At 60.8% G+C, this 24,974-nt stretch carries 27 protein-coding genes; 14 read left to right on the top strand and 13 right to left on the bottom strand.

Annotated elements, in window-relative coordinates; translation table 11 throughout:
- The first annotated feature begins 8 nt into the window (after positions 1-8).
- Positions 9-1,202, top strand: coding sequence for a GTP-binding protein (locus tag NXC24_RS18085; protein WP_104824550.1), 1,194 nt, complete (start codon positions 9-11; stop codon positions 1,200-1,202).
- A 191-nt stretch (positions 1,203-1,393) separates the two neighbouring features.
- Here the strand turns inward: NXC24_RS18085 and NXC24_RS18080 are convergent, their stop codons facing one another.
- The 5 genes from NXC24_RS18080 to NXC24_RS35495 form a co-directional block, all read right to left on the bottom strand.
- On the bottom strand, positions 1,394-1,618 hold the full coding sequence (locus NXC24_RS18080; protein WP_199773585.1) for a sulfurtransferase TusA family protein: 225 nt from the start codon (positions 1,616-1,618) through the stop codon (positions 1,394-1,396).
- Between the two features lies 1 nt (position 1,619).
- Complete coding sequence (locus tag NXC24_RS18075) at positions 1,620-2,897, bottom strand: murein L,D-transpeptidase family protein (protein ID WP_104824548.1); 1,278 nt, start codon at positions 2,895-2,897, stop codon at positions 1,620-1,622.
- A gap of 231 nt (positions 2,898-3,128) precedes the next feature.
- Positions 3,129-4,082 carry an acetyl-CoA carboxylase carboxyltransferase subunit alpha gene (locus NXC24_RS18070; RefSeq protein WP_104824547.1) on the bottom strand — a complete coding sequence of 318 codons (954 nt, stop codon included), beginning with the start codon at positions 4,080-4,082 and terminating at the stop codon, positions 3,129-3,131.
- A gap of 63 nt (positions 4,083-4,145) precedes the next feature.
- Positions 4,146-5,102, bottom strand: a complete 957-nt coding sequence (gene xerD / locus NXC24_RS18065) for a site-specific tyrosine recombinase XerD (RefSeq protein WP_104824546.1) — start codon at positions 5,100-5,102, stop codon at positions 4,146-4,148.
- 14 nt (positions 5,103-5,116) lie between these two features.
- Positions 5,117-5,284, bottom strand: a complete 168-nt coding sequence (locus NXC24_RS35495) for a hypothetical protein (protein ID WP_028754795.1) — start codon at positions 5,282-5,284, stop codon at positions 5,117-5,119.
- Positions 5,285-5,444: 160 nt separating this feature from the next.
- Between NXC24_RS35495 and NXC24_RS18060 the strand changes: the two genes are divergently transcribed.
- Genes NXC24_RS18060 through NXC24_RS18050 form a run of 3 tightly spaced genes read left to right on the top strand, consistent with a single transcriptional unit; the run spans position 5,445 to position 8,472 of the window.
- Positions 5,445-6,035 (top strand): shikimate kinase, encoded by a 591-nt coding sequence (locus NXC24_RS18060; protein WP_104825234.1) that lies wholly within the window; start codon positions 5,445-5,447, stop codon positions 6,033-6,035.
- Positions 6,032-7,165, top strand: coding sequence for a 3-dehydroquinate synthase (gene aroB / locus NXC24_RS18055; protein ID WP_104824545.1), 1,134 nt, complete (start codon positions 6,032-6,034; stop codon positions 7,163-7,165). The genes NXC24_RS18060 and aroB overlap by 4 nt, the downstream gene beginning before the upstream one ends.
- Entirely contained in the window at positions 7,162-8,472 is a 1,311-nt protein-coding gene (locus tag NXC24_RS18050; RefSeq protein WP_104824544.1) for an HlyC/CorC family transporter, read from the top strand. Before aroB ends, NXC24_RS18050 begins: the two co-directional genes overlap by 4 nt.
- A gap of 4 nt (positions 8,473-8,476) precedes the next feature.
- Here NXC24_RS18050 and NXC24_RS18045 read toward each other — a convergent pair whose 3' ends face one another.
- Positions 8,477-8,764 carry a BolA family protein gene (locus NXC24_RS18045; protein WP_104824543.1) on the bottom strand — a complete coding sequence of 96 codons (288 nt, stop codon included), beginning with the start codon at positions 8,762-8,764 and terminating at the stop codon, positions 8,477-8,479.
- A gap of 105 nt (positions 8,765-8,869) precedes the next feature.
- Between NXC24_RS18045 and NXC24_RS18040 the strand changes: the two genes are divergently transcribed.
- The 4 genes from NXC24_RS18040 (at position 8,870) to NXC24_RS18025 (ending at position 13,903) form a co-directional block, all read left to right on the top strand.
- Entirely contained in the window at positions 8,870-9,490 is a 621-nt protein-coding gene (locus NXC24_RS18040) for a J domain-containing protein (RefSeq protein WP_104824542.1), read from the top strand.
- 309 nt (positions 9,491-9,799) lie between these two features.
- A complete protein-coding gene (gene cobS / locus NXC24_RS18035) occupies positions 9,800-10,789 on the top strand; it encodes a cobaltochelatase subunit CobS (protein WP_104824541.1) in 990 nt (329 codons plus the stop codon).
- An 18-nt stretch (positions 10,790-10,807) separates the two neighbouring features.
- Positions 10,808-12,700, top strand: a complete 1,893-nt coding sequence (cobT, locus tag NXC24_RS18030) for a cobaltochelatase subunit CobT (RefSeq protein ID WP_104824540.1) — start codon at positions 10,808-10,810, stop codon at positions 12,698-12,700.
- A gap of 186 nt (positions 12,701-12,886) precedes the next feature.
- Positions 12,887-13,903 carry an esterase-like activity of phytase family protein gene (locus NXC24_RS18025; protein WP_104824539.1) on the top strand — a complete coding sequence of 339 codons (1,017 nt, stop codon included), beginning with the start codon at positions 12,887-12,889 and terminating at the stop codon, positions 13,901-13,903.
- 47 nt (positions 13,904-13,950) lie between these two features.
- Here NXC24_RS18025 and NXC24_RS18020 read toward each other — a convergent pair whose 3' ends face one another.
- The gene (locus NXC24_RS18020; RefSeq protein WP_104824538.1) at positions 13,951-14,586 is read right to left on the bottom strand and encodes a queuosine precursor transporter; all 636 of its coding nucleotides are present in this window, start codon (positions 14,584-14,586) and stop codon (positions 13,951-13,953) included.
- A 117-nt stretch (positions 14,587-14,703) separates the two neighbouring features.
- Positions 14,704-15,006: a 50S ribosomal protein L28 gene (gene rpmB, locus NXC24_RS18015; RefSeq protein WP_104824537.1), complete on the bottom strand. Its 303-nt coding sequence runs from the start codon at positions 15,004-15,006 to the stop codon at positions 14,704-14,706.
- 237 nt (positions 15,007-15,243) lie between these two features.
- On the opposite strand from rpmB, the gene NXC24_RS18010 reads away from it, so the two are divergent.
- Positions 15,244-16,020, top strand: coding sequence for a DUF3108 domain-containing protein (locus NXC24_RS18010; protein WP_104824536.1), 777 nt, complete (start codon positions 15,244-15,246; stop codon positions 16,018-16,020).
- 49 nt (positions 16,021-16,069) lie between these two features.
- Entirely contained in the window at positions 16,070-16,969 is a 900-nt protein-coding gene (locus NXC24_RS18005; RefSeq protein WP_104824535.1) for an EamA family transporter, read from the top strand.
- 21 nt (positions 16,970-16,990) lie between these two features.
- On the opposite strand, the gene NXC24_RS18000 is transcribed toward NXC24_RS18005, so the two are convergent.
- The 3 genes from NXC24_RS18000 to gloB form a co-directional block, all read right to left on the bottom strand.
- Complete coding sequence (locus tag NXC24_RS18000; protein WP_104824534.1) at positions 16,991-18,145, bottom strand: esterase; 1,155 nt, start codon at positions 18,143-18,145, stop codon at positions 16,991-16,993.
- A 132-nt stretch (positions 18,146-18,277) separates the two neighbouring features.
- Positions 18,278-18,703 carry a cupin domain-containing protein gene (locus NXC24_RS17995; protein WP_104824533.1) on the bottom strand — a complete coding sequence of 142 codons (426 nt, stop codon included), beginning with the start codon at positions 18,701-18,703 and terminating at the stop codon, positions 18,278-18,280.
- Complete coding sequence (gloB, locus tag NXC24_RS17990; RefSeq protein ID WP_104824532.1) at positions 18,703-19,473, bottom strand: hydroxyacylglutathione hydrolase; 771 nt, start codon at positions 19,471-19,473, stop codon at positions 18,703-18,705. Before gloB ends, NXC24_RS17995 begins: the two co-directional genes overlap by 1 nt.
- A gap of 53 nt (positions 19,474-19,526) precedes the next feature.
- Between gloB and NXC24_RS17985 the strand changes: the two genes are divergently transcribed.
- The 3 genes from NXC24_RS17985 (at position 19,527) to NXC24_RS17975 (ending at position 22,445) form a co-directional block, all read left to right on the top strand.
- The gene (locus tag NXC24_RS17985) at positions 19,527-20,306 is read left to right on the top strand and encodes a class I SAM-dependent methyltransferase (protein WP_104825233.1); all 780 of its coding nucleotides are present in this window, start codon (positions 19,527-19,529) and stop codon (positions 20,304-20,306) included.
- Between the two features lie 103 nt (positions 20,307-20,409).
- Positions 20,410-21,519, top strand: a complete 1,110-nt coding sequence (gene hisC / locus NXC24_RS17980) for a histidinol-phosphate transaminase (protein WP_104824531.1) — start codon at positions 20,410-20,412, stop codon at positions 21,517-21,519.
- Positions 21,516-22,445 (top strand): prephenate/arogenate dehydrogenase family protein, encoded by a 930-nt coding sequence (locus NXC24_RS17975; protein WP_104824530.1) that lies wholly within the window; start codon positions 21,516-21,518, stop codon positions 22,443-22,445. Before hisC ends, NXC24_RS17975 begins: the two co-directional genes overlap by 4 nt.
- Before the next feature lie 44 nt (positions 22,446-22,489).
- Here NXC24_RS17975 and NXC24_RS17970 read toward each other — a convergent pair whose 3' ends face one another.
- Entirely contained in the window at positions 22,490-23,503 is a 1,014-nt protein-coding gene (locus tag NXC24_RS17970; protein WP_104824529.1) for a DUF2125 domain-containing protein, read from the bottom strand.
- Positions 23,504-23,554: 51 nt separating this feature from the next.
- Here NXC24_RS17970 and NXC24_RS17965 point away from each other — a divergent pair, with 51 nt between their 5' ends.
- Positions 23,555-24,088 (top strand): gamma-glutamylcyclotransferase, encoded by a 534-nt coding sequence (locus NXC24_RS17965; protein ID WP_104824528.1) that lies wholly within the window; start codon positions 23,555-23,557, stop codon positions 24,086-24,088.
- On the opposite strand, the gene NXC24_RS17960 is transcribed toward NXC24_RS17965, so the two are convergent.
- Positions 24,085-24,885, bottom strand: a complete 801-nt coding sequence (locus tag NXC24_RS17960; RefSeq protein ID WP_104825232.1) for a 1-acyl-sn-glycerol-3-phosphate acyltransferase — start codon at positions 24,883-24,885, stop codon at positions 24,085-24,087. The genes NXC24_RS17965 and NXC24_RS17960 overlap by 4 nt on opposite strands.
- Positions 24,886-24,974 lie beyond the last annotated feature (89 nt).

Genomic DNA, 24,974 nt, shown 5'->3' with positions numbered 1-24,974 from the left:
CCTGAACCATGAGCGTTCCGCAGGAGAGGGTGCCGGTTTCGATCCTGACCGGTTTTCTCGGGGCCGGTAAATCGACATTGCTGAACCGCATCCTCAAGGATCCGGAGATGCGGGACGCCGCTGTCATCATCAATGAATTCGGCGATGTCGGCATCGACCACCTGCTGGTCGAAAGCTCCGGCGATTCCATCATCGAGCTCTCCGATGGCTGCCTCTGCTGCACGGTGCGCGGCGAGCTGGTGGATACGCTCGCTAATCTGATGGACGCCATGCAGACCGGCCGCATCCGGCCGCTGAAGCGCGTCGTCGTCGAAACGACCGGCCTTGCCGATCCGGCGCCGGTGATGCAGTCGATCATGGGCAATCCGATCATCGCCGCCAATTTCGACCTGGATGGCGTGATCACCATCGTCGATGCGGTCAATGGGTTGCAGACGCTCGACAATCACGAAGAGGCGCGCAAGCAGGTGGCAGTCGCCGACCGGCTGATCGTCTCCAAGACCGGTTTGGAAGGCGCCGTTTCCGTCGACATGCTGGAGAGCCGGTTGCGGGCGCTCAATCCGCGGGCGCAAATCTTGAACGCCGACAGCAACGAGGCGGGCCATGCCGCCATTCTCGTCAACGGCCTTTACGATCCGGCGTCCAAGATCGCCGATGTCGGCCGCTGGCTGCGAGACGAGCTCGAGGCTGATGATGACCATGATCACCATCATCACGACCATGGGGACGATCACCACCATCATCACGAGGGGCACGGCCATCATCGCCATGGCCACCATCATCATGGCCATCGGCATCAGCACGATCATGATGTGAACCGTCACGACGAGTCGATCCGCTCTTTCTCGATCGTCGAGAGCCAACCGATTGACCCGATCGCGCTGGAAATGTTCATCGACCTCCTGCGTTCCGCGCATGGCGAAAAGCTGCTGCGGATGAAAGCCATCGTTGCCATGTCCGACAGGCCGGAACGTCCGGTCGTACTGCATGGCGTGCAGAATATTTTCCATCCGCCGGTGCGCCTGCCCGCCTGGCCCAATCCCGACGACCGGCGCACGCGCATGGTGATCATCACCAAGGATCTGCCCGAGGATTTCGTGAAGGGCTTGTTCGATGCGTTCCTGAGCAAGCCGCGTGTCGACACGCCGGATCGCGCCGCACTTCAGGACAATCCGCTCGCCGTGCCGGGGATGCGGTTCTGAGGCGCCTTTACCTTCTCCCCGACGGGGAGAAGGTAGCGCGTCAGCGCGGTTGAGGGGGCGTTGCACCGTAAGGAGAATTGCCTTTCGCTTACCGCTCAAGGCCCGCGTCGCGGATCCCCTCATCCGCCCTTCGGGCACCTTCTCCCCGTTGGGGAGAAGGTAGAGCAAAGATGCGCTCCAGGTGAAAATCGCTATCCCTTGCGGATCACGAAGCGATGGCCGCGTTCGGTTTTTTCGCTTGTGAGCAAGGTATGGCCCTGCTCGTTGCAGAGATGGGGAATGTCGATGACGGCAAGCGGGTCCGTCGTCTCCACCGTCAAAACCGCGCCGCTCGGCATGCCGCGCAGGCGTTTTTCCGTTTTGATCGCCGGATACGGGCATTTCAGCCCGCGCAGATCGTAAACCTCGTCGGTCAGGCTATTCACTCTTGGCCCAGAACTTCCAGAAGGGCGGCTTCTTGGCCGGCTCGGTCTGGGCTGTTTCGACGGGCGGGGGTGCATAGGCGAGCGGATTGACCATGGGGTTTGCCATCGGGATCGGCACGTTCGCCGGGACGGCCGTGGCGACCACGGGGCCGCCGGCCGGAGCCGCCGGCTGCGTGGCAAGGCCGTTGCCGGCCATGCGGATGCTTGCGGTCGTCGGATTGGCGACGGTGGTGCCACGGGCGACCTGCTGCGCCGACTGGTTGGACATCATCGTCTCCAGATCGGCCACTTTCATCATCTTGCCGGCCGCAAGTGCGGTGCCGGTCGGTGCATAGGCGAGATCGTGGCCCTTGCGCTGCTTGGCGACGACAGCCTTGCGTTCGGCTTCGGTCGGGTCGTACCAGGCCATGCCGTCGTATTTCTTCAGAGCGGCGCTGTAGTCGGCGTCATACTGCTTGTCGTGGCTCAGCAGCGCGGTCTGCAGGGCCGGCGGGGTGGTCATGACGGGGCATTTGCCGCCGGCGTTGAAGGGGCCGGCGGCCTGCTGGTTGAAGACGTATTTCTTCTCGCAGACCTCAACTTCCGGCGGACGCTTCGTCACTTCGAAATTGTCGTAGCCGACCTTCAGCATCTTCCAGAATTCGATATTGGGGCTGAGGCGATGCTTGACCATGTTTTCCGCGGTCATGCGGAAGGGGAAGGCCTCGAGTTGGATCGCCTTCTGGCCGCCTTTGAACGCGTCGCGCGCGAAGGCATAGATTTCCAGCACCTGCTGGTCGGTCATCGAATAGCAGCCCGATGACGAGCAGGCGCCATGGATCATCAGATTGGCGCCGCTGCGTCCATTGGCCGCGTCATAACGGTTCGGAAAACCGGTGTTGATGGCGAGATAATATTTGGAATTCGGATTGAGGTTGGCCGGCGTCAGCATGTAGAAGCCTTCCGGCGCTTGCCGGTCGCCTTCCTTCACCTTCGGGCCAAGACGGCCAGACCAGGCGCAGATCTTGTAATCGGCGATGACCTCGAAGCGATTGCTCTGGTTCGCCTTGAGGATCTCCATCACGCCTTCTTCCTTGAAGATGCGGATCATGATCGGCGAATTGCGGTCCATGCCCTTTTTCGTCATGTCGGCAAGGATGTGGCTCGGAAGCGGCTGCTCGACCTTGTTTTTCACCGTCGACAGATCGACCGACGCGGATTCCAGCGTGTCGTTACAGCCGGCGAGAGCCAGCGCCATCAGGGAAACATAGGCGAGGTGACGGAAGCGCATTCTGACTTAGCCCATAGACACGAAGAGCGGCTGCACGATCTGTTTCGCCGCCCCCAATCGAAACATGAAACAGAATCATAGACGGCTTATACTTGACAATTCCTTACCAGCCTATGACGCGCCCGCGGCATGGCCGCAAGCTTTTCTTTGTCATAAGCGTTTCGATAACAAGAATGTGGCCAAGATTTGGCCTCATTCCCGTTTTGAGAGATCACGAGTCTCTAACTGAAGTTAGAGATTGCGACCCATATTGAGGAATTTCTGGCGGCGGTCGCTGCGCAATTGTTCGCCCGAACGGCTGGAAAGTTCGCCGAGCGCGTTGGAAATCATGTCGCCCGTCGCCGCAATCACGGTCTGCGGATCGCGATGCGCGCCGCCGAGCGGTTCGGGGATAATGCCATCGATGATGCCGAGCCCCCTCAGATCCTCGGCCGTGATTTTCATATTGGTGGCTGCTTCCTTGGCACGGGTGGAATCGCGCCAGAGGATCGAGGCGGCACCTTCGGGTGAAATCACGCTGTAGATCGAATGTTCGAGCATATAGACGCGGTTGCCGGTGGCAATCGCGATTGCGCCGCCCGACCCGCCTTCGCCGATGACGACCGAGATGATCGGCACCTTGACGCCCAGGCACATTTCCGTGGAGCGGGCAATTGCTTCCGCCTGGCCGCGCTCTTCGGCGCCGACGCCGGGATAGGCGCCGGCCGTGTCGACCAGGGTAACAACCGGCAATCCGAAGCGATCGGCCATTTCCAGGATGCGGATCGCCTTGCGGTAGCCCTCGGGACGGGCGCTGCCGAAATTGTGCTTCAGGCGCGTCTTGGTGTCATTGCCCTTTTCCTGGCCGATGATGGCGATCGGCTGGCCGCGGAAACGGGCAAAGCCCGCTTGGATGGCGGCATCCTCGGAAAACTTGCGGTCGCCGGCGAGCGGCGTGAATTCCGTAAACAGCGCGCCGGCATAATCGACGAAATGCGGGCGCTGCGGATGACGGGCGACCTGCGTCTTCTGCCAGGCATTGAGCTTCGAATAGATATCGGCCATGGCTTCGCGGACGCGAATTTCGAGCCGGCCGACTTCGTCGGACGTATCGATGCTCTCGTCTTCGCTTGCCAGTTTCTTCAGCTCGTGAATCTTGCCTTCGAGATCCGAGATGGGTTTTTCGAAGTCGAGATAATTGTGCATGAGGTGCGTTTCCGATCCTTTTGCCCGTGACGAGAGACGGCACGTATAGCCTGTGTGCCGGTCCTATTCCCGTTTTTTGGCCTGTTTGGCAAGGGGGTGATGCGTTTGCACCAGTTGGTGAAGCCGTTCTTCCAGCACATGTGTGTAGATTTGTGTGGTCGAAATGTCGGAATGGCCAAGAAGTTCCTGCACCACGCGGAGGTCCGCGCCATTGGCGAGCAAGTGGCTGGCAAAGGCATGGCGCATGACATGCGGTGAGATCAAAGAGGGCGTCAGCCCGGCGCGAATGGCAAGATCCTTCAAATCCCGCGCAAAGACCTGGCGCGGCAGATAGCCCTGCTTGGAGGCCGCGGGAAAGAGCCATGGACTTTCCGGGGCGGGCTGCTTGGCCTTTGCCACCTCCAGCGCCTGTCGGCGGCCATAGGTCTTCAGCGCAGCGATCGCCGATTGCGACAGCGGCACCAGCCGCTCCTTGTTGCCCTTGCCGCGGATCATCAGGAAGCGCCCTTCCTGGTGCAGGACTTTCGCCGGCAGGGAAACGAGTTCGCTGACGCGCATGCCGGTGGCATAGAGCAGCTCCAGCAGAACCAGCATGCGCAGATGCTGCAATTGATCGGGACCTTCGACGGCAGCTTCGTGTTCGGCCTGGGCGAGAAGGCGCGTCACCTCGTCGACACCCATGGTCTTCGGCAGGGCGCGGCCTTTCTTCGGCGCGTCGAGAATGCCGGTGGGATCATCGGTGCGCAGACCCTCGGCATAGAGAAATTTATAGAACTGGCGCATGGCCGACAGGCGGCGGGCCTGCGACGAAGGCTTGAAGCCCTGGCGGGAAAGACCGGAGAGATAGGCGCCGAGATCGTTCGATGCCGCTTCCGTCAGGCGGACGTTGCGCTCGGACAAAAAGGAATGGAGATCGTCGAGGTCGCGCTCGTAGGACTGCAGCGTGTTGACCGCCGCGCCGCGTTCGGCGCTCATCATTTCGAGGAAGGCTTCCATATGGACGCGGCCCAGGTCCTTCACGGCAAACTCCGCGCTCACGGCTTCACCGAACCGGTCGCCGGCGGGTTGACGCGCTCAGACGGTATGCGGATCGTCACATCACGCGGCTGCGGATCGACGAAGAGCACAAGGGCCCACATTGCTCCATAGACCGATCCGGCGATCACCGCACAGATGACAAGGAAGCGAAACAGGGTCGGCATTCAGAAACTCTCCTCGTCCCAATCATTGGTCCGACGCTATACTGTAATCATATCCGACAAGCGTTAGCCGAAGGATATTGCAGACATGTTTATGTTGCGGCGTCTTGACGCTACAGGCGCATTTGACGATACCGTTTCCAAACAAATTGTGAATGGGCCGATGAGTGAACAAGTACTGACCCTTGCAGAAAGCCTTAGAGACAGAGCGCGTGCCGTATTGGGTACGCGCAATCTTGTCCTCGTCGGGTTGATGGGGGCCGGAAAATCCTCGGTCGGCCGGCTGGTCGCGCATCAGCTCGGCATTCCCTTCGTCGATACGGATATCGAGATCGAGCGCGTGTCGCGCATGACGATCGCCGAGCTGTTCGAGGCCTACGGCGAAGACGAATTCCGGGCGCTGGAGACGCGGGTGATCAAGCGGCTGCTTAAGGGCGGCCCTCGCGTCGTTTCCACCGGCGGCGGCGCCTTCATCAACGACCGCACGCGCCGGCACGTCAAACGCAGCGGCCTGTCGGTCTGGCTGAAAGCCGATCTCGACGTGCTCTGGGAGCGGGTCAACAAGCGCGATACGCGACCGCTGCTTAAAACCGAAAATCCGAAGCAGACCCTCGAAAAGCTGATGAATGCGCGCTATCCGATCTATGCGGAAGCCGATCTCACGGTTTTGTCCCGCGATGTGGGCAAGGAAGTTATGGTCAAGGAAGTCCTTGCTGCCATCGTCGAGGGGAAAGAAGAAAGCAAGACACCATGAATGCGATCCCATCGGCATCGGCCGAGCGTCTCGTCCGCGTGCCCCTCGGCGAGCGCGCCTATGACATTCTGATCGGCCCTGGCCTGATTGCGCGCGCCGGCAAGGAAATCGCAGCAAGGCTGAAGGGCCGCAGAGCGGCTGTCATTACGGACGAAAATGTCGCGCCGCTCTATCTCGATGCCCTGATTGCGAGCCTTCAAGAAGCCGGTATTCAGCCGTCGAAGCTGGTGCTGCCGGCCGGCGAGAAGACCAAGAGCTTCGAGCATCTGATGGCCGTCTGCGATGCCGTGCTGACCGCCCGTGTCGAGCGCAACGATGCCGTCATCGCGCTTGGTGGCGGCGTGATCGGCGATCTCGCCGGCTTTGCTGCCGGCATCGTGCGCCGCGGCGTCCGGTTCGTGCAGGTGCCGACATCGCTGCTGTCGCAGGTGGATTCTTCTGTCGGCGGCAAGACCGGCATCAATACCCACCACGGCAAGAACCTTGTCGGCGTCTTCCATCAGCCCGATCTCGTGCTCGCCGATACCGACGTGCTGAATACGCTCAGCGAACGCGAATTCCGCGCCGGCTATGCCGAGGTTGCCAAATACGGCCTGATCGACAAGCCGGATTTCTTCGCCTGGCTGGAAGCCAACTGGAAAGAGGTGTTCTCCGGCGGCGAGGCGCGCATCGAGGCGATTGCTGCGAGCTGCCAGGCAAAATCCGACGTCGTCGTTGCCGACGAGCGCGAAAACGGTCCGCGGGCGCTGCTCAATCTCGGCCACACCTTTGGCCATGCCTTGGAGGCGGCCACCGCCTATGACAGCCGGCGGCTGGTGCATGGCGAGGGTGTTTCGATCGGCATGGTGCTGGCGCACGAGTTTTCTTCGCGCCTCAATCTGGCGAGCCCCGACGACGCGAACCGAGTCGAGACGCACCTGAAGGCGGTCGGCCTGCCGACGCGGATGGGCGACATTCCGGGCGAGCTGCCGCCGGCCGAGGTACTGATGGACGCGATAGCCCAGGACAAGAAGGTCAAGAGCGGCAAGCTAACCTTCATCCTGACCCGCGGCATCGGGCAATCCTTCGTCGCCGATGACGTTCCTTCCTCCGAAGTTCTCAGTTTCCTAAGGGAAAAACATCCGCAATGACGGTCGAAAGCACCCTGGCTGTTCTGTGGGAATATTGGCCCGAGATCATCTCGATCATCGCGCTGGTGCTGCTTTCGGCCTTTTTCGCCGGCTCGGAGACGGCGCTGACGGCGGCTTCGCGTAGCCGCATCCACACGTTGGAAGCCAACGGTGACAGCCGCGCCGGCATCGTGCGGCTGCTGATCGAGCGTCGCGACCGGTTGATCGGCGCGCTGCTGATCGGCAACAATCTCGCCAACATTCTGTCGTCGTCGCTTGCGACCAGCTTGTTCCTCGGCCTGTTCGGCAACTCCGGTGTGGCGATCGCCACTGCCGCCATGACAGTCATCCTTGTCATTTTCGCCGAGGTTCTGCCGAAGAGCTGGGCCATTGCGACGCCGGACCGCTTCGCGCTGAATGTCGCCGGTGCGATACGTCTCTTCGTCATCGTCGTCGGGCCGGTGTCGAGCGTCGTCAACGCCATCGTGCGTCAGATACTGAGCATCTTCGGTGTCAATCTCTCCAGGGAAGTGTCGATGCTGTCGGCGTATGACGAATTGCGCGGCGCCGTCGATCTGCTGCATCGCGAAGGTTCGGTGGTCAAGGCGGACCGCGACCGGCTGGGCGGTGTGCTCGATCTCGGCGAGCTGGAGCTTTCCGACATCATGGTCCATCGCACGGCAATGCGCGCCATCAATGCCGACGATCCGCCGGAAGTCGTGGTGAGGGCTATTCTCGACAGCCCCTATACGCGCATGCCGCTCTGGCGCGGTACGATCGACAACATCATCGGCGTCGTGCATGCCAAGGATCTGTTGAGGGCGCTGGCGGAGCGGAATGTCGAGCCAGAAAACCTCGATATCGTCAAGATCGCCCAGAAGCCCTGGTTCGTGCCCGACAGCACCAATCTCGAAGATCAGCTCAATGCCTTCCTGCGCCGCAAGCAGCATTTCGCCGTCGTCGTCGACGAATATGGCGAAGTGCAGGGCATCGTCACCCTGGAGGATATTCTGGAGGAGATCGTCGGCGATATTGCCGACGAGCACGATCTCGATATTCAGGGCGTGCGGCAGGAGGCCGATGGTTCGATCGTCGTCGATGGCGTCGTGCCGATTCGCGATCTGAACCGCGCCCTCGATTGGGATCTGCCGGACGAGGAGGCAACGACGATCGCCGGCCTCGTCATTCACGAATCAATGACCATTCCGGAAGAGCGCCAGGCGTTCACCTTCTACGGCAAGCGCTTCATCGTCATGAAGCGGGAGAAGAACCGCATCACCAAGATCAGGATCAGGCCAGCGGAAACGGAAGAGGGGAAGCCGGAGTAGCTGGTTACCACCGCACCGCTTCGCCCGGTGCTGCCGGCTCCACGGCCAGGGCATGGAGGCCGGCATCGAGTTCCGGCTTCAAAAGCTCGGTTATTGCCCTATGGCGGGCAAGGCGTGTCATGCCGGCGAACTTGGCGGAGACGATGCGAACCCTTATATGAGTTTCGCCCGTTCCGGTCATATCGGGCTGATGGCCGGCATGCATATGGCTTTCGTTGATGACAGCGAGACGCTCGGGCGCGAAGGCGTCGTTGAGCTTTTTCTCAATGCGGGATTGAAGCGTCGTTTCCATATTCCCGCCGTCACCTCGTTCGCGAAAAAGGTTTCACAAAGCCTGCAACATTCCCATTTGTCAATTCTTGTTGTGGGGTGGCTGAGGCCCCATAATTAGGGCGCCATGAGACTCGATTCAAAATATTTCGATCGCATTCGAACCCGCCGCAAGCGCGAGCCGGAGGCCGAACAGGCTCCGCCGACGTGCCAATGGGACGGCTGCGACAAAAAGGGTACGCATCGTGCGCCGGTCGGGCGCAATGCGGAAGGGCAGTTCTTTTTGTTCTGCTTCGAGCACGTCAAAGATTACAACAAGGGCTACAATTATTTCTCCGGCCTCTCGGACGGTGAGATCGCGCGTTACCAGAAGGAAGCCATCACCGGTCATCGCCCGACCTGGACCGTCGGCGTCAATAAGTCGGCCCGCAACAGCCCGCTGCAATCCGACATCCGCTCCGGTTCCTATTCCCGCGTTCGCGATCCCTTCGGTTTCGTCAAGGACGGGCAGGGGCAGGGACGCGGTCCGCGCTTCCCCCAGGAGCGCAAGTTGAAGACGCTCGAGGCGAAAGCCTTCGACACGATGGGGCTGGGTGCCAATGCCACCAGCGCCGAGATCAAGAGCCGTTACAAGGAACTGGTGAAAAAGCACCATCCGGACGCCAACGGCGGCGATCGCGGCTCGGAGGAACGGTTTCGCGCGGTCATTCAGGCCTATCAATTGTTGAAGCAGAACGGTTTTTGTTAATTCCTGTCCTTGCTCTCCGTCTTCAATCAGGTATGGTCCAAATCGGCTGAGGCCGCAGGCGACTGCGGCAAGGTGCGCTTTTGGCTGGCTGCACCTCGGTCAACTTTCCGGGCGCGGCGTTTCTTGTCCGGGACTCAGTTCCAGAATGCTCGTAAGCGATCATTTCATCGCGCCGAGGTTTCGCTTCAGTCCCGGAGAAGTATCGCCGATGTCCCGACCGGACGGATGCGGACAATAAGCTGCGGCGTCACGGATGAAAAAAGCTGAGATTGATATGGCTGGGTGACAGTCGCCCGCCTTGGAGACATGATGAGCAAGATTGACCTTGATATTTCCGAGCTTCCCGACACGACCGTTTCGGTCCGTGAAGTCTTTGGAATCGATTCCGATATCCGCGTTCCGGCGTACAGCAAGGGCGATGCCTATGTGCCCGACCTCGACACCGACTATCTGTTCGATCGCGAGACGACGCTCGCCATCCTCGCCGGCTTTGCCCATAACCGCCGCGTGATGATCTCCGGCTATCACGGCACCGGCAAGTCCTCGCATATCGAGCAGGTCGCAGCCCGCCTTAACTGGCCATGCGTGCGTATCAACCTCGACAGCCATGTCAGCCGTATCGACCTCGTCGGCAAGGATGCCATCGTCGTCAAGGACGGCCTGCAGGTCACCGAATTCAAGGACGGCATTCTGCCCTGGGCCTATCAGCACAATGTCGCGCTCGTCTTCGACGAATACGATGCCGGCCGCCCGGATGTCATGTTCGTCATCCAGCGCGTGCTGGAATCGTCCGGCCGCCTGACGCTGCTCGACCAGAGCCGTGTTATCCGTCCTCACCCGGCCTTCCGCCTGTTTGCGACCGCCAACACCATCGGTCTCGGCGATACGACGGGCCTCTATCACGGCACGCAGCAGATCAACCAGGCGCAGATGGACCGCTGGTCGATCGTGACGACGCTGAACTACCTGCCGCACAACAACGAAGTCGATATCGTGCTGGCGAAGGTAAAGTCTTTCCGCACGGAGAAAGGCCGCGATACCGTGTCCAAGATGGTGCGCGTCGCCGATTTGACCCGCGCGGCCTTCATGAACGGCGATCTTTCCACCGTCATGAGCCCGCGTACGGTCATCACCTGGGCGGAAAATGCGGAAATCTTCGGCGATGTCGCCTTTGCCTTCCGTGTGACCTTCCTCAACAAGTGCGATGAGCTGGAGCGGCCGCTGGTCGCCGAGCAATATCAGCGCGCTTTCGGCGTCGAGCTGAAGGAAAGCGCCGCCAACATCGTGCTCGAAGCCTAAGAGAAGAGGCAGCAAGTCATGGCAGGTCGCGGAGACAATTCCAAAGCGAAGCCGGGCGCTCCGGTGGACATGGAGCCGTTGCGTCGGGCGATTACCGGCTGCGTGCGCTCGATCGCCGGCGATGCCGAGGTCGAAGTGGCCTTCGCCAACGAACGCCCGGGGATGACGGGCGAGCGCATTCGCCTGCCGGAGCTTTCGAAGCGGCCGACGGCGCATGAGCTGGCGGTGACGCGCGGCCTTGGCGATTCCATGGCGCTGAGGCTTGCCTGCCACGACGCCCGCGTCCACGCCACCATGGCGCCGCAGGGCGCCGAGGCGCGCTCCATCTTCGATGCCGTCGAACAGGCCCGCGTGGAATCGATCGGGGCATTGCGCATGAGCGGCATGGCGGCCAACCTCAATTCGATGAATTCGGAGAAATACGCCAAGGCGAATTTCTCCGGTATCGAGCGGCAGGAAGACGCGCCGATCGGCGAGGCCATGGCGATGATCGTGCGCGAGAAGCTGACCGGTCAGCGGCCGCCGGAAAGCGCCGGCAAGGTGCTCGACCTCTGGCGTCCTTTTATCGAGGACAAGACCGGCGGCGAACTCGACAATCTGCTTTCTGCCATCAACGACCAGCAGAGCTTCGCCCGCGTCGTCCGCAATATGCTCACGGCCATGGACATGGCCGAGGAATACGGCGACGAGGACATGGAGCCGGATTCCGATGAGGAGTCTGCCGAGGAGGACAAGCCGAGCGGCGAAGATCAGGATGATCAGGACGTCGAGAGCGACGACGGTTCCGACTCCGCGCCTGCCGAGGACAGCGAAGCTTCCGATGAGCAGATGGACGACGGCGAGATGGATGGCGCCGAAATCTCCGACGACGACATGAGCGAAGAGGGCGAAGAGGATTCGGAAACGCCGGGAGAGACCCGCCGTCCGAATACGCCCTTCGCCGACTTCAACGAAAAGGTCGACTACCACGTCTTCACCGAGGAGTTCGACGAGACGACCACGGCGCAGGAACTCTGCGACACGGTGGAGCTCGAGCGCCTGCGTGCCTTCCTCGACAAGCAGCTCGCGCATCTTCAGGGCGCCGTAGGGCGGCTTGCGAACCGCCTGCAGCGCCGGCTGATGGCGCAGCAGAACCGCGCCTGGGATTTCGACCTGGAAGAGGGGTATCTCGATCCGGCGCGCCTGACGCGCCTGATCATCGATCCGATGCAGGCGCTCTCCTTCAAGATGGAGCGCGACACGCAATTCCGCGATACGGTCGTGACTCTGCTGATCGACAATTCCGGTTCCATGCGCGGCCGGCCGATTACCGTCGCCGCGACCTGCGCTGATATTCTGGCGCGCACGCTGGAACGCTGTGGTGTCAAGGTCGAAATCCTCGGCTTTACCACCAAGGCCTGGAAGGGCGGACAGGCACGCGAGAAATGGCTCGCCGGCGGCAAGCCGCAGACGCCCGGCCGGCTCAACGATCTCCGCCACATCATCTACAAATCGGCCGACGAGCCCTACCGACGGGCGAGAACCAATCTCGGCCTGATGATGCGCGAAGGCCTGCTCAAGGAAAATATCGACGGCGAGGCGCTGATCTGGGCCCATAACCGCCTGCTCGGCCGCCGCGAGCAGCGCCGCATCCTGATGATGATCTCGGACGGCGCGCCGGTCGATGATTCGACGCTGTCGGTTAATCCGGGCAACTATCTGGAGCGGCACCTGCGCGCCGTGATCGAGCAGATCGAGACGCGGTCGCCCGTGGAGCTGCTGGCAATCGGCATTGGCCATGATGTCACTCGCTATTATCGCCGCGCCGTGACGATCGTCGATGCCGACGAGTTGGCTGGCGCCATGACCGAACAGCTCGCATCGCTGTTTGAGGATCAGGCCAGCCTGCCGCGTATGCGTCGCGCAAGCTGAACAGCCTATAGTCCAACCTGTATCGGCCTTCCGGCCGGTGCTTCCGCCGATTTTCCGCCTAGAGCTGTTCATCGCTTCACGGAATCGCTGAACTGCTCCATCTCTTTGTTTTAACGCAATTCCGGACGGAAAACCGCTACGCACTTTTCCTGGAATTGCTCTAGTTGCAAGGCCCCGTGAGAGCCCATGAAACGCCTTTGCCGCGCGACCATGCTTGTGATGCTGCTCGCCGGCTGCGGCTCTATGGATACGTCGGAAGGTGGGCCGGCGGAAATACACGCGACGGCGATAACGGCATTCAAGCCCGGTTCCGAACAGACACGGTTCGGTGCGCTCGAATTTCTCGGCGGTCTTGAACTCAGCTCCGGCAACGCACTTCTCGGCGCCCTCTCCGCCATCCGCTTCCGTCCTGATCAGCGTCATTTCGTTTCGGTCCTGGATACCGGTCATTGGCTGACGGGGGCCATCGAGCGCGATGAGGACGGCAGGCTGAGGCGCATTGTCGATGCCCACATCATGCCGATGATCGATCGCTTCGGCGAGACGGATGCCGGCAAAGGCGCGATGGATGCGGAAGGGCTGGCGCTGCGGGGAAACCATGTGCTCGTCAGCTATGAGCAGAATCATCGCGTCGACACCTATCCCGATCCTGGTTTCGAGACTTCTCCGCCCGACGGCAGCGTTCCGATCCTAATTCCGAAGAAACTATTGCGCGGCAACCGCAGCCTGGAAGCCCTGATGACTGCACCGCAATCGAGCCCGCTTGCGGGAGCAGCGGTGATCGTCGCGGAGCGCAGCCTGGACGATCAGGGGAACATGCTGGCGGCGATTCTGGACGGACCGTTGAAGGGCCGCTTTACCGTGCGCCATTACGACGATTTCGACGCCAGCGACGGTGTTTTCCTACCCGACGGCGATCTACTGCTGCTGGAGCGGCGCTTCGATCTGGCGCACGGTATCGGCGTACGTATCCGCCGCATCGCGGGCGGCGATATCAAGCCGGGCGCGGTCGTCGACGGCAACGTCATCTTCCAGGCAGGGTCCAATCTGCAGATCGACAATATGGAAGGACTGGACGCCTTCCGCGCCGCCGATGGCGCGATCCACCTGATCATGGTCTCCGACGACAATCATTCGATCCTGCAGCGAAGCCTGATGCTGGAATTCCGGCTGAGGGATGAGAAGCTGGTCAGCCAGAAATGAGAAAGCCCGCGACTTGCGGGCTTTCATGAAATCGCATGGGTAGCTGTTTACGCGGCGCGGACCGGCTGCGTCGGCTTCAACACGTTCATCAGCGCGCCATAGGGCAGCAGCATGACCAAGCCGACGGTCATCTTCACCGAGAAATCGCCGATCGCCCAGGAAATCCAGCGCGGCGCCGAGGTCGAGAAAGTGCCGAGAATTGGCGCCCAGTCGATTGCGAAGGGATCGTTGGGGCCGAAGAAGACGAAGAAGGGCGCGAAGGCGAAGGAGAAGAACATCACCGTGTCCAGCATCGAGCCGATCAGCGAACCGAACAGCGGCGCGCGCCACCAGGCCATACGGCGCAGGCGGTTGAAGACCGAGATATCGAGAAGCTGGCCAGCGAGATAGGCTGAGCCGGAGGCGATCGCGATACGCGGCTGTGCGGTGAAGAAAGATAGCGTAACGCCGACGACGAAGCCGGCGAAGACCACCTTGCGCGCGGCCTTCGGCCCGAACTGGCGGTTGGTCAGGTCGGTGATCAGGAAGGCGACGGGATAGGTGAAAGCGCCCCAGGTCAGGATGTCGGCGAGATTGATACCGGCGAGCTCAGCCTGCAGCGGATACTGCACGAGGATGTTGGAGGCGACGACGACGAGCGTCATCAGCAGAACGTAGACAAGCGTATAGCGTGACGTCAGCATTTTTTTATCCTGGGTGATGCCACCAGTTCGAGGAACAAACCGGGCATGGAAAAAGGCTTGTCCGGAGGTTATCCGTGCAAGCCTTTCAGCCCGTATTATTTCTAGAAGCGCGGAAGCTTAGGCTGCTACGGCAGCAGCTTCAGCGGTCTTCTTGACGATCTGGCGACGCAGCAGGCGGGCGCGCATGCTGAGCTCGTTTTCGCTTGCCTTGATCAGGAAAGCGTCGAGACCGCCGCGATGCTCGACCGAGCGGAGTGCTGCAGCGGAAACGCGCAGACGATAACGCTGGCCAAGAACGTCAGAAATCAGCGTGACCTGGCAGAGGTTCGGCAGGAACCGACGCTTGGTCTTGTTGTTGGCGTGGCTGACATTGTTGCCCACGAGGACGGCCTTGCCGGTCAATTCGCACATGCGGGACATAGTACACCTACTTTTGTTTTTCTTGGCCATCGGATAGTCATCCCGGGCAAAACCCGGCGCGCAATCCAACAGGCCATAATTGGAAAGTTGCGGTTCTATAGTCAGAGCGACCGGCTACGTCAAGCCAAACCTTGAGCTTTCCCGCAATTCCGTCAAAAAGCTGCTGTTTTCTGATTGTCGCAGCAAGGGCATAAAGCGCCTATATATGCTGTCTGCTCTTTGTTGAAGGCTTTGGTCATGGTTCATTTTGGAAGGTGGCTTTTTGTTTCGGCCCTGCTGGCGTCGATGCCCTTGGCGGCATCGGCCGAGGAACTGCGGCATGAAACACAGTATCGCGTGTCGCTCGCCGGTTTTCCGATCGCGAGGGCGGATTTCAAGACCGAGGTCAAGGATAAGCAGTTTACCATCCGGGGCGATATTACGTCGGCGGGCCTTGCCGATCTCGTCACGTCGATCGATGCGAAAACCGATGTGACCGGCACGGTCGGCGATAACAAGCTGCAGGCGACGCATTACACTCTCTATTACAAGAGCGGAAAGAAGGAACGCACCTATGATGTCGCCTATACCGATGGCAATGTGACGTCGAATACGATCACGCCGGAGCCGAAGCGGCCGCAAAGCTGGATTCCGCTCAGCAACGGAGATCTGCACTCGGTACTCGATCCGATTTCCGGCATGATCTTTCCAGCGACCGCCAATCTCAACCTCTGCAATCAGACCTTGCCTGTCTTCGACGGCGAGATGCGCATGGATCTGAAACTGTCGCCGAAGGGATCGCACCCGTTTTCGACGGATGGTTTCAAGGGCAAGACGATTGCCTGTGGCGTACGCTTCACGCCGAAGAGCGGCTATAAGGGAACGCGCAAGGATTATCTCTATCTCGCCAAGAGCGACGGCATGGAGATCTGGTTTGCCAAGGCTGATGCCATGAATGTATATGCGCCTGTCTACGTCCGTATCCCGACGCAATACGGGACGGTGACGATTACTGCCGTGAAATACGGTAGCTAGACGGGCTTTCGATTCGGAAAGAGCCCGCGGCGACAGACTGGGGGCCGACTTGAAGTTTCGCGCAACATTGACGGGATTTGCGGCCATCGTGATGTGGTCGTTTCTGGCCTTGCTGACGGTGGCATCGGGTAAGATGCCGCCGTTTCAATTGCTCGCCATCTGTTTCGCCATCGGCAGCATCCCCGGCATCGTTGTTCTCGCCTTGAGGCCGGAGCGCCCGCAGTTGCTGCGCCAGCCGGCCAAGGTCTGGATCACCGGCATCGCCGGGCTGTTCGGCTATCATTTCCTCTATTTCACCGCGCTGCGCCATGCGCCGGCGGTCGAGGCGGGGCTGATCGCCTATCTCTGGCCGTTGCTGATCGTGGTCGGCTCGGCGCTCCTGCCGGGCGAGCGGCTGCGCTGGTACCATATCGTCGGCGCGCTGATGGGTCTTGCTGGCACGGTGCTGATCGTCGGCCGCAACGGGTTTCACTTCGAGGGTGCCCATGCCATCGGCTACGGTGCGGCATTTCTCTGCGCCTTCACCTGGTCCGGCTATTCGTTGATCACCCGCCGGTTCGAGGCGGTATCGACCGATGTCGTCACTATCTTCTGTCTGGTGACATCAGCCCTTTCCCTCGTCTGCCATCTTGGCCTGGAGGATACGATCTGGCCGGAAGCGGCGTCGCAATGGATTGCGGTATTCGGGCTCGGGCTTTTTCCGGTAGGCGCTGCCTTCTATGCCTGGGATTACGGCGTCAAAAACGGCGATATCCAGATTCTCGGCGCGGCGAGCTATGCTGCACCGCTGCTCTCGACGCTGATCCTCACTTTGTTCGGCTTTGCCGAACCTAGCTGGAGCATCGCGCTTGCCTGCATTCTGGTCACCGGCGGGGCGGTGCTGGCAGCGCACAGGATGATCCTGCGCCGGGACAATACCGGCCCGGCACAGGCGGAAGCGGCGCAATAGCTCCGCTCCGGTCGTTGCCGCCTATTCCTTGAAGACTTTTTGCAGGAATGCGATCAGCGACGGCCGCCAGACATCCATCTCATGCCCGAGGTCCGGGTATTCTTGATAGTCGTGTTTGATTTTCTTCTCTTCGAGCATCGCCTTCAGGCCGGCGACGTCCTTGCCGACGACCTGGTCCTTGCTTCCAACCGTCACCGTGAAGTTGCGTAGCTTGTTGACCTTGTCAGGGCCGCTCAAAGCTGCGTCAACGGCCTTGTTCGACACGGTGGTCGTGCTCACCCCGCTGAAGGTCGCGACCCAGCCGAAGGTGCCGAGATGCGAGAGGCCGGAAACGAGCGCCTGGTATCCGCCCTGCGACAGGCCGGCGACCGCACGTCCGTCAGCATCGCTGCGCACCTGGTAATGGTTTTTCATATAGGGGATGAGATCCTCGATGAGTTCTCGATCCGCTGCTTCGGCATTTGCCGGATAGAAGTTTTTCCGGCGTTCGGCGGCGGGGAAATTCTCCGCAACCGCATCCGGCACGTCGGTTTCCGTGTCCGGAATGACGACGATCATCGGCTCGATCTTCTTTTCCGCCAGCAGATTGTCGAGAATCTGGGGTGCCCGTCCCTGCGCAATCCAGGATGCGGCCGTGTCGCCGAAGCCGTGATAGAGATAGAGCACGGGTAGTGGCTTCGTCGGATTGCTATAGCCGGGCGGTGTGTAGACATACATCTGGCGCTCCGAATCGAGCGCTTTGGAATGTAGTGTCACCAATCGCAGGTCGCCGTGCGGAACATTGCGAATATCGAGGATGCTGCCGGGCACGAGGATGAGGCTGGTATTCACCTGCCGCTGCGGCTTGGGCGAATTTGTGCCGGGATCGATGCTGCGAAAGCCGTCGACGTTGAAATAGTATTCATAGAGGTTGGGCTTCGTCGGCTCGGTCTTGGCAGCCCATATGCCGTCATCGCCGCGTTGCAGCGCGATCGGATTGTGCGAGCCGAGAACGACGGTGACGGCTTTTGCCGAAGGAGCGTAGAGGCGGAAGGTGATCGATCCGTCTTTGCCGACGGAGGTGACGAATTCCTTCAGCGGACGTTCCGCCGGCGGTGCGGCGGGAGCGTCAAGGGCAGCGGCGGGAAGGCTCATGACACAGCCCGCCAGAACAAACACGGGGAACAACAAGCGCACGAAAAAATCTCCTCCACATCAACCAATTTCTCTCTCCCCGTGTAAAGCTGCGGCAGTGCGAAGGTTTTTCAAGGCGGCTGTCCGCAAAGCAGCCACCTTGGGTCGTACGTGATATCAAAGAACGGGAAAAGTTCAGTCTGATGAAGGCTTCCAGCCGGGAGCGGCCATTTCGAAGCTGGAAAATTCGAAGCCCGGCGCGACCGTGCAGCCGACGAGGGTGAAATCGCCGAGAGTTTCGGCCGCCTGCCACCAATCGGCGGGGATGATCGCCTGCGGACGCTCGCCTTTTGCGAGGTCGACGCCGAGGACGATCGTCTCGCTCGTTTTGCCGTCGGCGGAGCGATACAGCGCAAGCGGTGCGCCGGCATAGTAGTGCCAGACCTCCGCGGCGTCGCGCACCCGATGCCAATGCGAGCGTTCGCCCGCCTGTAGCAGATAGTAGATCGCGGTCGAATGGCCGCGGTTGCCGCCATGCTCGTCGCGGAACGTCTGTACATACCAGCCGCCTTCCGGATGCGGCTGCATGGAAAGTGCCTCGATGATCTCTTCCGGCCGCATCAGAAATTGTCCTTGCGCTTGCGGATTTCGGCAAAGACTTCCTCGTTGCTGCGGCTTTCCATCAGCAGATTCCTGCGGATCGATGGATCGGCGGCGCGCAGGAAGGGATTGGTTTCTTTCTCCAGCGCGAGCGTCGTCGGAATGGTGAATTTGCCTTCGGCCCTCAGCGCCTCGATATCGGCGGCGCGCGCCTTCAGCCTTTCATTGTCGGGATCGATGGTAACGGCAAAGCGGGCGTTGGACAGCGTATATTCATGGCCGAAATAGATTGCCGTTTCGTCCGGCAATACGGCGAGCTTCTGGAGGGATGCCCACATATCCGCCGCCGGCCGCTCGAACAGCCGGCCGCAGCCGAGCGCAAAGAGCGTGTCGGCGGCAAAAAGCAGCTTGTCATCCTCGAAGTGGTAACAGACATGACCAGCCGTATGGCCCGGTGTCTCGATGACGTTGACGGTATGATCGCCGAACTCGAAGGTGTCACCGTCGCTGACGGCGCGGTCGAGGCCGGGAATGGCGACTGCTTCATTGATCGGGCCGATGATTTCGCAGCCGAATTGCTCCTTCAGCGCCAGATTGCCCTCGACATGATCGGTGTGGTGATGGGTGGTGAGGATGTGGGTGATCGTCCAGCCCCGACGCTTGGCGGCCGCCAGGATAGGCTCTGCTTCAGGCGCGTCGATCGACGCCGTGTAGCCGCTTTCTGGATCATGGACGAGCACGCCGAAATTGTCTGAGCGGCAGATAAATACCTCTAATTCCAAGGGTTTCATGGTCGAAATAGTCCTTATCGATGCGCTTGAATCGGAATGTAGGCGGTTCGGCCTTGAAGTCCAACGGGTGGCTGATAACATTTGTGGCGATGCACGCCGATATCGTCGATCTCCGCCAATTCTATCATTCCGAGCTTGGGCGCTTGGCCGAGCAGTCTATCGCCATGGCGCTTTCCTCGATCTGGTCGCGGCTGCCGGAAGAACGGCTTGTCGGCCTTGGCTATGCCGTTCCCTATCTCGATCGTTTCCGCGCCGACACCGAACGCACTTTCGCCTTCATGCCGGCCGGGCAGGGCGCCGTGAACTGGCCGGTGGATTCGGTTTCGGCGACAGCATTGATCTTCGACGAGGAATTGCCACTGCCGGACAGTTCCATCGACCGGGTTCTGATGGTGCATTCGCTGGAATTCGCCGAAAGCCCGCGCGAGACGCTGAAGGAGCTTTGGCGCGTGCTGGCGCCTGGCGGCCGGCTCGTCATCGTCGTGCCGAACCGCACGGGCGTATGGGCGCGCATGGAGCATACACCCTTCGGCTCCGGTCGGCCCTATTCGCGAGGGCAGCTTACTTCACTGCTGCGAGAGACCAACTTTACGCCGGGTGCGACCGCCGAGGCGCTGTTCTTTCCGCCCTCGAAGCTGCGCACCGTCCTGCGGCTCAGACGCGCCTTCGAACGGATCGGGCGTACGCTCTGGCCGGCTTTTTCCGGCGTCATCATCGTCGAGGCGCAGAAGCGGCTTTACCAGGGCCTGCCGGTCGCCGTCCGCGCCTCGCGCCGCGTCTTCGTGCCGGTGCTGGCGCCGCGCGGCATACCGACGACGCGCGACGGTGCATGAGCAGGCTTGCCAACTGGCAAACACTCGACAAATTCGTCAATCCGCATTAATGCCACGAGATGTCTAAAGCCGGAATTTTCCGGCCCTTCCCAAGGTCGATCCCATGAGCATGGAAATGAGCAAGCCCGTCCCGCGCCCCGGCATTCTCGATATCGCCGCCTATGTGCCGGGCAAGGAGCATGCGCCGGGCGTGGCGCGGGTGTTCAAGCTCTCCTCGAACGAGACGCCGTTCGGTGCAAGCCCCAAGGCCATCGAAGCCTTCCGCGCAGCCGGCGAGCATTTGGAACGCTACCCGGACGGGCAGGCCACGGAGTTGCGTCAGGCGATCGCCGACATTCACGGCCTGAACACCGCCAATATCCTCTGCGGCAACGGTTCCGATGAGCTGCTCGGCCTGCTCTGCCATGTCTATCTCAGCGCCGGAGATGAAGGCATCATCACCGAGCACGGCTTCCTGATCTACAAGATCCAGATCCTGGCCGCAGGCGCAACGCCGGTGACGGTCAAGGAGAAGGATCGTACTGTCGATGTCGACGCGATTCTTGCCGCTGTAACCGACAAGACCAAGATCGTCTTCATCGCCAATCCGGCCAACCCGACGGGCACTTATGTGCCGGTCAGCGAAATCCGCCGTCTGCAGGCGGGCTTGCCGAAGCATGTTATCCTCGTGCTTGACGCTGCCTATGCCGAATATGTCCGCCGCAACGATTATGAAGCCGGCCTCGAGCTTGTCTCCTCTAATCCCAATGTCGTCATGACCCGTACCTTCTCGAAGATCTACGGGCTTGCGGCGCTGCGCGTCGGCTGGCTGTATGGGCCGGCCGATGTGGTGGATGCGCTGAACCGTGTGCGTGGCCCGTTCAACATGAATGCGGCAGCCATTGCCGCCGGTGCGGCCGCCATCCGCGACCAGGCCTTCACCCAGAAGGCCGTGGCGCACAATACGCTGTGGATCGAGAAAGTGACGAAGGCCTTCGAATCGATCGGCCTCGAGGTGACGCCGTCGGTCGCCAACTTCGTGCTTGTTCACTTCCCCGATATCGAGGGCAAGCGTGCTGCCGATGCCGACGAGTTCCTGACCAGCCGCGGCTATATCCTGCGTGCGGTGCGTGCCTACGGCTTCCCGAATTCGCTGCGCATGAGCATCGGCACGGAAGAGGCTAATCTGGGCGTCATCGATGCCCTGACCGAATTCATGGGGCGCAAGGCATGAGCAGCATGCAGTTCGACCGTATCGCGCTGATCGGCATCGGCCTGATCGGCTCGTCGATCGCCTATGACATCAAGCGGCTCGGCCTCGCCAAGGAAGTAGTGATCTCGACGCGAAGCGCCGAGACGCTGAAGCGTGCCGAAGAACTCGAACTCGGCGACCGCTATACGCAATCGTCGGCCGAAGCCGTTGGGGATGCCGATCTCGTCATCGTCTCCGTGCCGGTCGGCGCATCGGGAAGCGTTGCGGCGGAAATCTCCGCGCATCTGAAGCCCGGCGCCATCGTCACCGACGTCGGCTCGACCAAGGCGTCCGTCATCGCGCAGATGCAGCCGCATATGCCGAGCAATGTGCATTTCATTCCCGGCCACCCCATTGCGGGCACGGAGAAGTCCGGGCCTGACGCCGGGTTTGCCGGGCTGTTCGAAGGGCGCTGGTGCATCTTCACGCCGATCCCCGGCACCGACGAGGCCGCCGTCAAAAGGCTTCGCCATTTCTGGGAAGCGCTCGGCTCGCGCGTCGATGAGATGGATGCCACCCATCACGACAAGGTGCTGGCGATCGTTTCGCATCTGCCGCATCTCATCGCCTATAACATCGTCGGCACGGCTGATGATCTGGAGACGGTGACGGAATCGGAAGTGATCAAATATTCCGCCTCCGGCTTCCGCGATTTCACCCGTCTCGCCGCGTCCGACCCGACAATGTGGCGCGACGTCTGCCTGCACAATCGCGATGCCATTCTGGAAATGCTGGCGCGTTTCTCGGAAGATCTTGCCTATCTGCAGCGGGCAATCCGCTGGGGAGAGGGCGACAAGATTTTCGATCTCTTCACCCGCACACGCGCCATCCGCCGCTCGATCGTCGAGGCTGGCCAGGACGTCGACGCCCCGGATTTCGGGCGTCACGCGCTGGATGTGAAGAAGTAGGTATCGACATAACCTTCGCCCCGCTGAGGCGCAGGTGGTGATTCTCAGATCGGCGGGATCTTGCCGAGCGGAATGAAGCCGCTGAGCGAGAGGCGGCCGCGATCGGCGGTGAGATCGACGGAGACCTTGTCACCGCCGGCCGCGAGCGACTTCAGAAGCTTGGTGGCGGTGTCGATCATGTTTTTGGCGGCTGGGATCGTTGCTTTCAGGCTGTCGCCCCATGGTCCGATCTGATTGATCTCCAGTTTGAACTGACCGGACAGAAAGCCCTGATCGTCGAAATTGAAGGGGCCGGAAAGGGTCATGACGCGGCCGTCGCCGATATCGATCACCACCTTGCGAAGAACGCCTGCAGCACCATAAAGGCCGTGTCCGTCGCTGCCGTCGAGCAAGCCTGCCTTGCCGGTCAAGGTGATATCGGCGCTTGTCGATGCCGTCGGCAGCGTCTGCGGAAAATCCTTGATGACGGCATTGGCATTTTCGATGCCGATCGCCAGTTCCAGGTCGTCGCCGTTCTGGCGCGCGTGCATTTCGGTGTGCGCGGCGGTCACGTCGGCGCTCTGGCCGGTGAACGAGGAGACGATGCCAGCCTTTAGCCCATCGATGACGGTCTCGCTCTGCGCCACGCCACGGCCCTTGGCGATGAGATTCGATTGCAGATCCGTCCATTCGGCCGACACCGTCAAACCCTGCGCGGTGCGGATCTCGGCCGGCGATCTCAGGCTCCAGCCGACATGGTTCGGCTGATAGACCGGCGCCGAGGCATGGAGGTTGTCGAAGGAGGCGGAAACGCCCTTCACATGATCGTCGACGGTCACCTTGGCGCAGGAGAGGCCGATGGAGAAGGGAAAGCCGCTGAAGGCCATGTCGCTGCATTCGCCCGAAATGCCTGCGTCTTTCTGCTCGCCGAGCGCCTTCAGCACGGTCGTCTTCACCATCGTGGTCGCATAAAACCAACCGCCGGTATAAAGCCCGGCAAGGATCACGATCAGCCCCAGCCCGATGAGCCACATGCGTTTGCCTCTGCCGGATGCTACGCTCTGGCTTGACGCTGCCATGTTGTTCTCCAATGGTTGAACCTATGTGTTCACAATGATTTGGCGTTGGATATGGACGAATTTTGGGTATTTGGCTACGGATCACTCATGTGGAATCCGGGGTTTAGCTATGTTGAAAAAGCAGAGGCCTTGATTTTCGGCTACCGCCGCTCCCTTTGCGTCCATTCCTGGGTCCATCGCGGCACGGAGGCAAGTCCGGGCCTGGTGCTCGGCCTCGATCACGGCGGCTCCTGCCGCGGCATGGCATTCAGCATAGCAGCCGCCGAGCGGGACGAAGTGCTGAGCTATCTACGCGAGCGGGAGTTGGTCACCAACGTCTATCTGGAAAGGACGCTGCCCATTCGTCTCGCGGATGGCCGAAGGGTAGCTGCCGTCGCCTATATTGTCGACCGTAATCATCAGCAATATGCCGGCACGCTCGACGCCATAGAGGCGGCCCATATTGTCGATTCCGCCGTCGGACAGTCCGGACCGAACGATGCCTATGTCTTCAATACGCTGACGCATCTGCGCGAGATGGGCATTCGCGACCAATGGCTGGAGCAGGTGGCGGGCGAGATCGAGCGGATGCGGGAGGCGTCTTAAACCGCGGTCGCCATCTTCGCTTTTGCGATCTCGGCCAGGCGCCGCGCGGCCGTCGGCGGGACCGGCAGATGCGGATTGTTGGCGATGGTTTCGACCAGCAATTCGTCGCTTGCCTTTTCCGTCTCCTCAAGCAATCGCGCGAAGAAGGCGTCCGGATCCAGGCCCGGCGGGATCGGCGGCAGGATGCGCACCTTGAAATGGCCGGGATACTTGCGGAAGGTGCGGCGCGGCCAGAACAGGCCGGGATGCATGGCCACGGCGACGACGGGAATGTCGAGATCACGATACATGCGGGCGATGCCGTACTTATAGACCGGCTCGGCCCCCGGCGGACGGCGAGTGCCCTCGGGATAGATGATCAACTGGCGGCCGGTAGAAAGCTCTTCCCGCGTGCGCTTCAGCACGTCGAACATCACCTTGCCGCGGGCGCTGCGGTCGACCGGGATCATGCGCTGTTTCTTCGCATACCAGCCGAACAGCGGAATCCACATCAGCTCGCGCTTCAGAATGTAGACCGGATCATCGAGATAGGGCAGCAGTGCGAAGGTATCCCAGAAGGATTGATGCTTCGGGGCGAAGATGTAGCTGCCGGCGGGAATATTCTCCAAGCCCTCGATCTCGAAGGTGGTGCCGACGATCTTCTCCATCAGCCAGACGCTGGATTTCGCCCAGGCCTTGGGGATCGCGTAGCCGGCCTTGCGCGGCATCAGGAAATAGATCGGTGAAAGCACGATCATGCGAATGATCAGGTTGGCATAGAAGGTCGTATTGAACAGGATCGAACGCAAGGTGATCATCAAAGGCTTTCCCAACACGCCGGCTTTCGCCAGCATCTGAAGCTTTGCCTACACGATTACGCTGTCAATAAAAAGTCGGTCCATGTGTC

Source organism: Rhizobium sp. NXC24 (assembly GCF_002944315.1).
Taxonomy (GTDB): Bacteria; Pseudomonadota; Alphaproteobacteria; order Rhizobiales; family Rhizobiaceae; genus Rhizobium.
The sequence above is the reverse complement of the archived record's forward strand: the minus strand, read 5'-3'. Positions and strand labels throughout refer to the sequence as shown.

Excerpts from the sequence above, each read along its gene's own strand:
- NXC24_RS18085 (WP_104824550.1), top strand. The coding sequence starts at position 9 with ATGAGCGTTCCGCAGGAGAGGGTGCCGGTTTCGATCCTGACCGGTTTT.
- NXC24_RS18075 (WP_104824548.1), bottom strand. The coding sequence starts at position 2,897 with ATGCGCTTCCGTCACCTCGCCTATGTTTCCCTGATGGCGCTGGCTCTC.
- NXC24_RS18070 (WP_104824547.1), bottom strand. The coding sequence starts at position 4,082 with ATGCACAATTATCTCGACTTCGAAAAACCCATCTCGGATCTCGAAGGC.
- NXC24_RS35495 (WP_028754795.1), bottom strand. The coding sequence starts at position 5,284 with ATGCCGACCCTGTTTCGCTTCCTTGTCATCTGTGCGGTGATCGCCGGA.
- NXC24_RS18060 (WP_104825234.1), top strand. The coding sequence starts at position 5,445 with ATGAGTGAACAAGTACTGACCCTTGCAGAAAGCCTTAGAGACAGAGCG.
- aroB (WP_104824545.1), top strand. The coding sequence starts at position 6,032 with ATGAATGCGATCCCATCGGCATCGGCCGAGCGTCTCGTCCGCGTGCCC.
- NXC24_RS18050 (WP_104824544.1), top strand. The coding sequence starts at position 7,162 with ATGACGGTCGAAAGCACCCTGGCTGTTCTGTGGGAATATTGGCCCGAG.
- NXC24_RS18045 (WP_104824543.1), bottom strand. The coding sequence starts at position 8,764 with ATGGAAACGACGCTTCAATCCCGCATTGAGAAAAAGCTCAACGACGCC.
- NXC24_RS18040 (WP_104824542.1), top strand. The coding sequence starts at position 8,870 with ATGAGACTCGATTCAAAATATTTCGATCGCATTCGAACCCGCCGCAAG.
- cobS (WP_104824541.1), top strand. The coding sequence starts at position 9,800 with ATGAGCAAGATTGACCTTGATATTTCCGAGCTTCCCGACACGACCGTT.
- cobT (WP_104824540.1), top strand. The coding sequence starts at position 10,808 with ATGGCAGGTCGCGGAGACAATTCCAAAGCGAAGCCGGGCGCTCCGGTG.
- NXC24_RS18025 (WP_104824539.1), top strand. The coding sequence starts at position 12,887 with ATGAAACGCCTTTGCCGCGCGACCATGCTTGTGATGCTGCTCGCCGGC.
- NXC24_RS18020 (WP_104824538.1), bottom strand. The coding sequence starts at position 14,586 with ATGCTGACGTCACGCTATACGCTTGTCTACGTTCTGCTGATGACGCTC.
- rpmB (WP_104824537.1), bottom strand. The coding sequence starts at position 15,006 with ATGTCCCGCATGTGCGAATTGACCGGCAAGGCCGTCCTCGTGGGCAAC.
- NXC24_RS18010 (WP_104824536.1), top strand. The coding sequence starts at position 15,244 with ATGGTTCATTTTGGAAGGTGGCTTTTTGTTTCGGCCCTGCTGGCGTCG.
- NXC24_RS17995 (WP_104824533.1), bottom strand. The coding sequence starts at position 18,703 with ATGCGGCCGGAAGAGATCATCGAGGCACTTTCCATGCAGCCGCATCCG.
- gloB (WP_104824532.1), bottom strand. The coding sequence starts at position 19,473 with ATGAAACCCTTGGAATTAGAGGTATTTATCTGCCGCTCAGACAATTTC.
- hisC (WP_104824531.1), top strand. The coding sequence starts at position 20,410 with ATGAGCATGGAAATGAGCAAGCCCGTCCCGCGCCCCGGCATTCTCGAT.
- NXC24_RS17975 (WP_104824530.1), top strand. The coding sequence starts at position 21,516 with ATGAGCAGCATGCAGTTCGACCGTATCGCGCTGATCGGCATCGGCCTG.
- NXC24_RS17970 (WP_104824529.1), bottom strand. The coding sequence starts at position 23,503 with ATGGCAGCGTCAAGCCAGAGCGTAGCATCCGGCAGAGGCAAACGCATG.
- NXC24_RS17965 (WP_104824528.1), top strand. The coding sequence starts at position 23,555 with ATGGACGAATTTTGGGTATTTGGCTACGGATCACTCATGTGGAATCCG.
- NXC24_RS17960 (WP_104825232.1), bottom strand. The coding sequence starts at position 24,885 with ATGATCACCTTGCGTTCGATCCTGTTCAATACGACCTTCTATGCCAAC.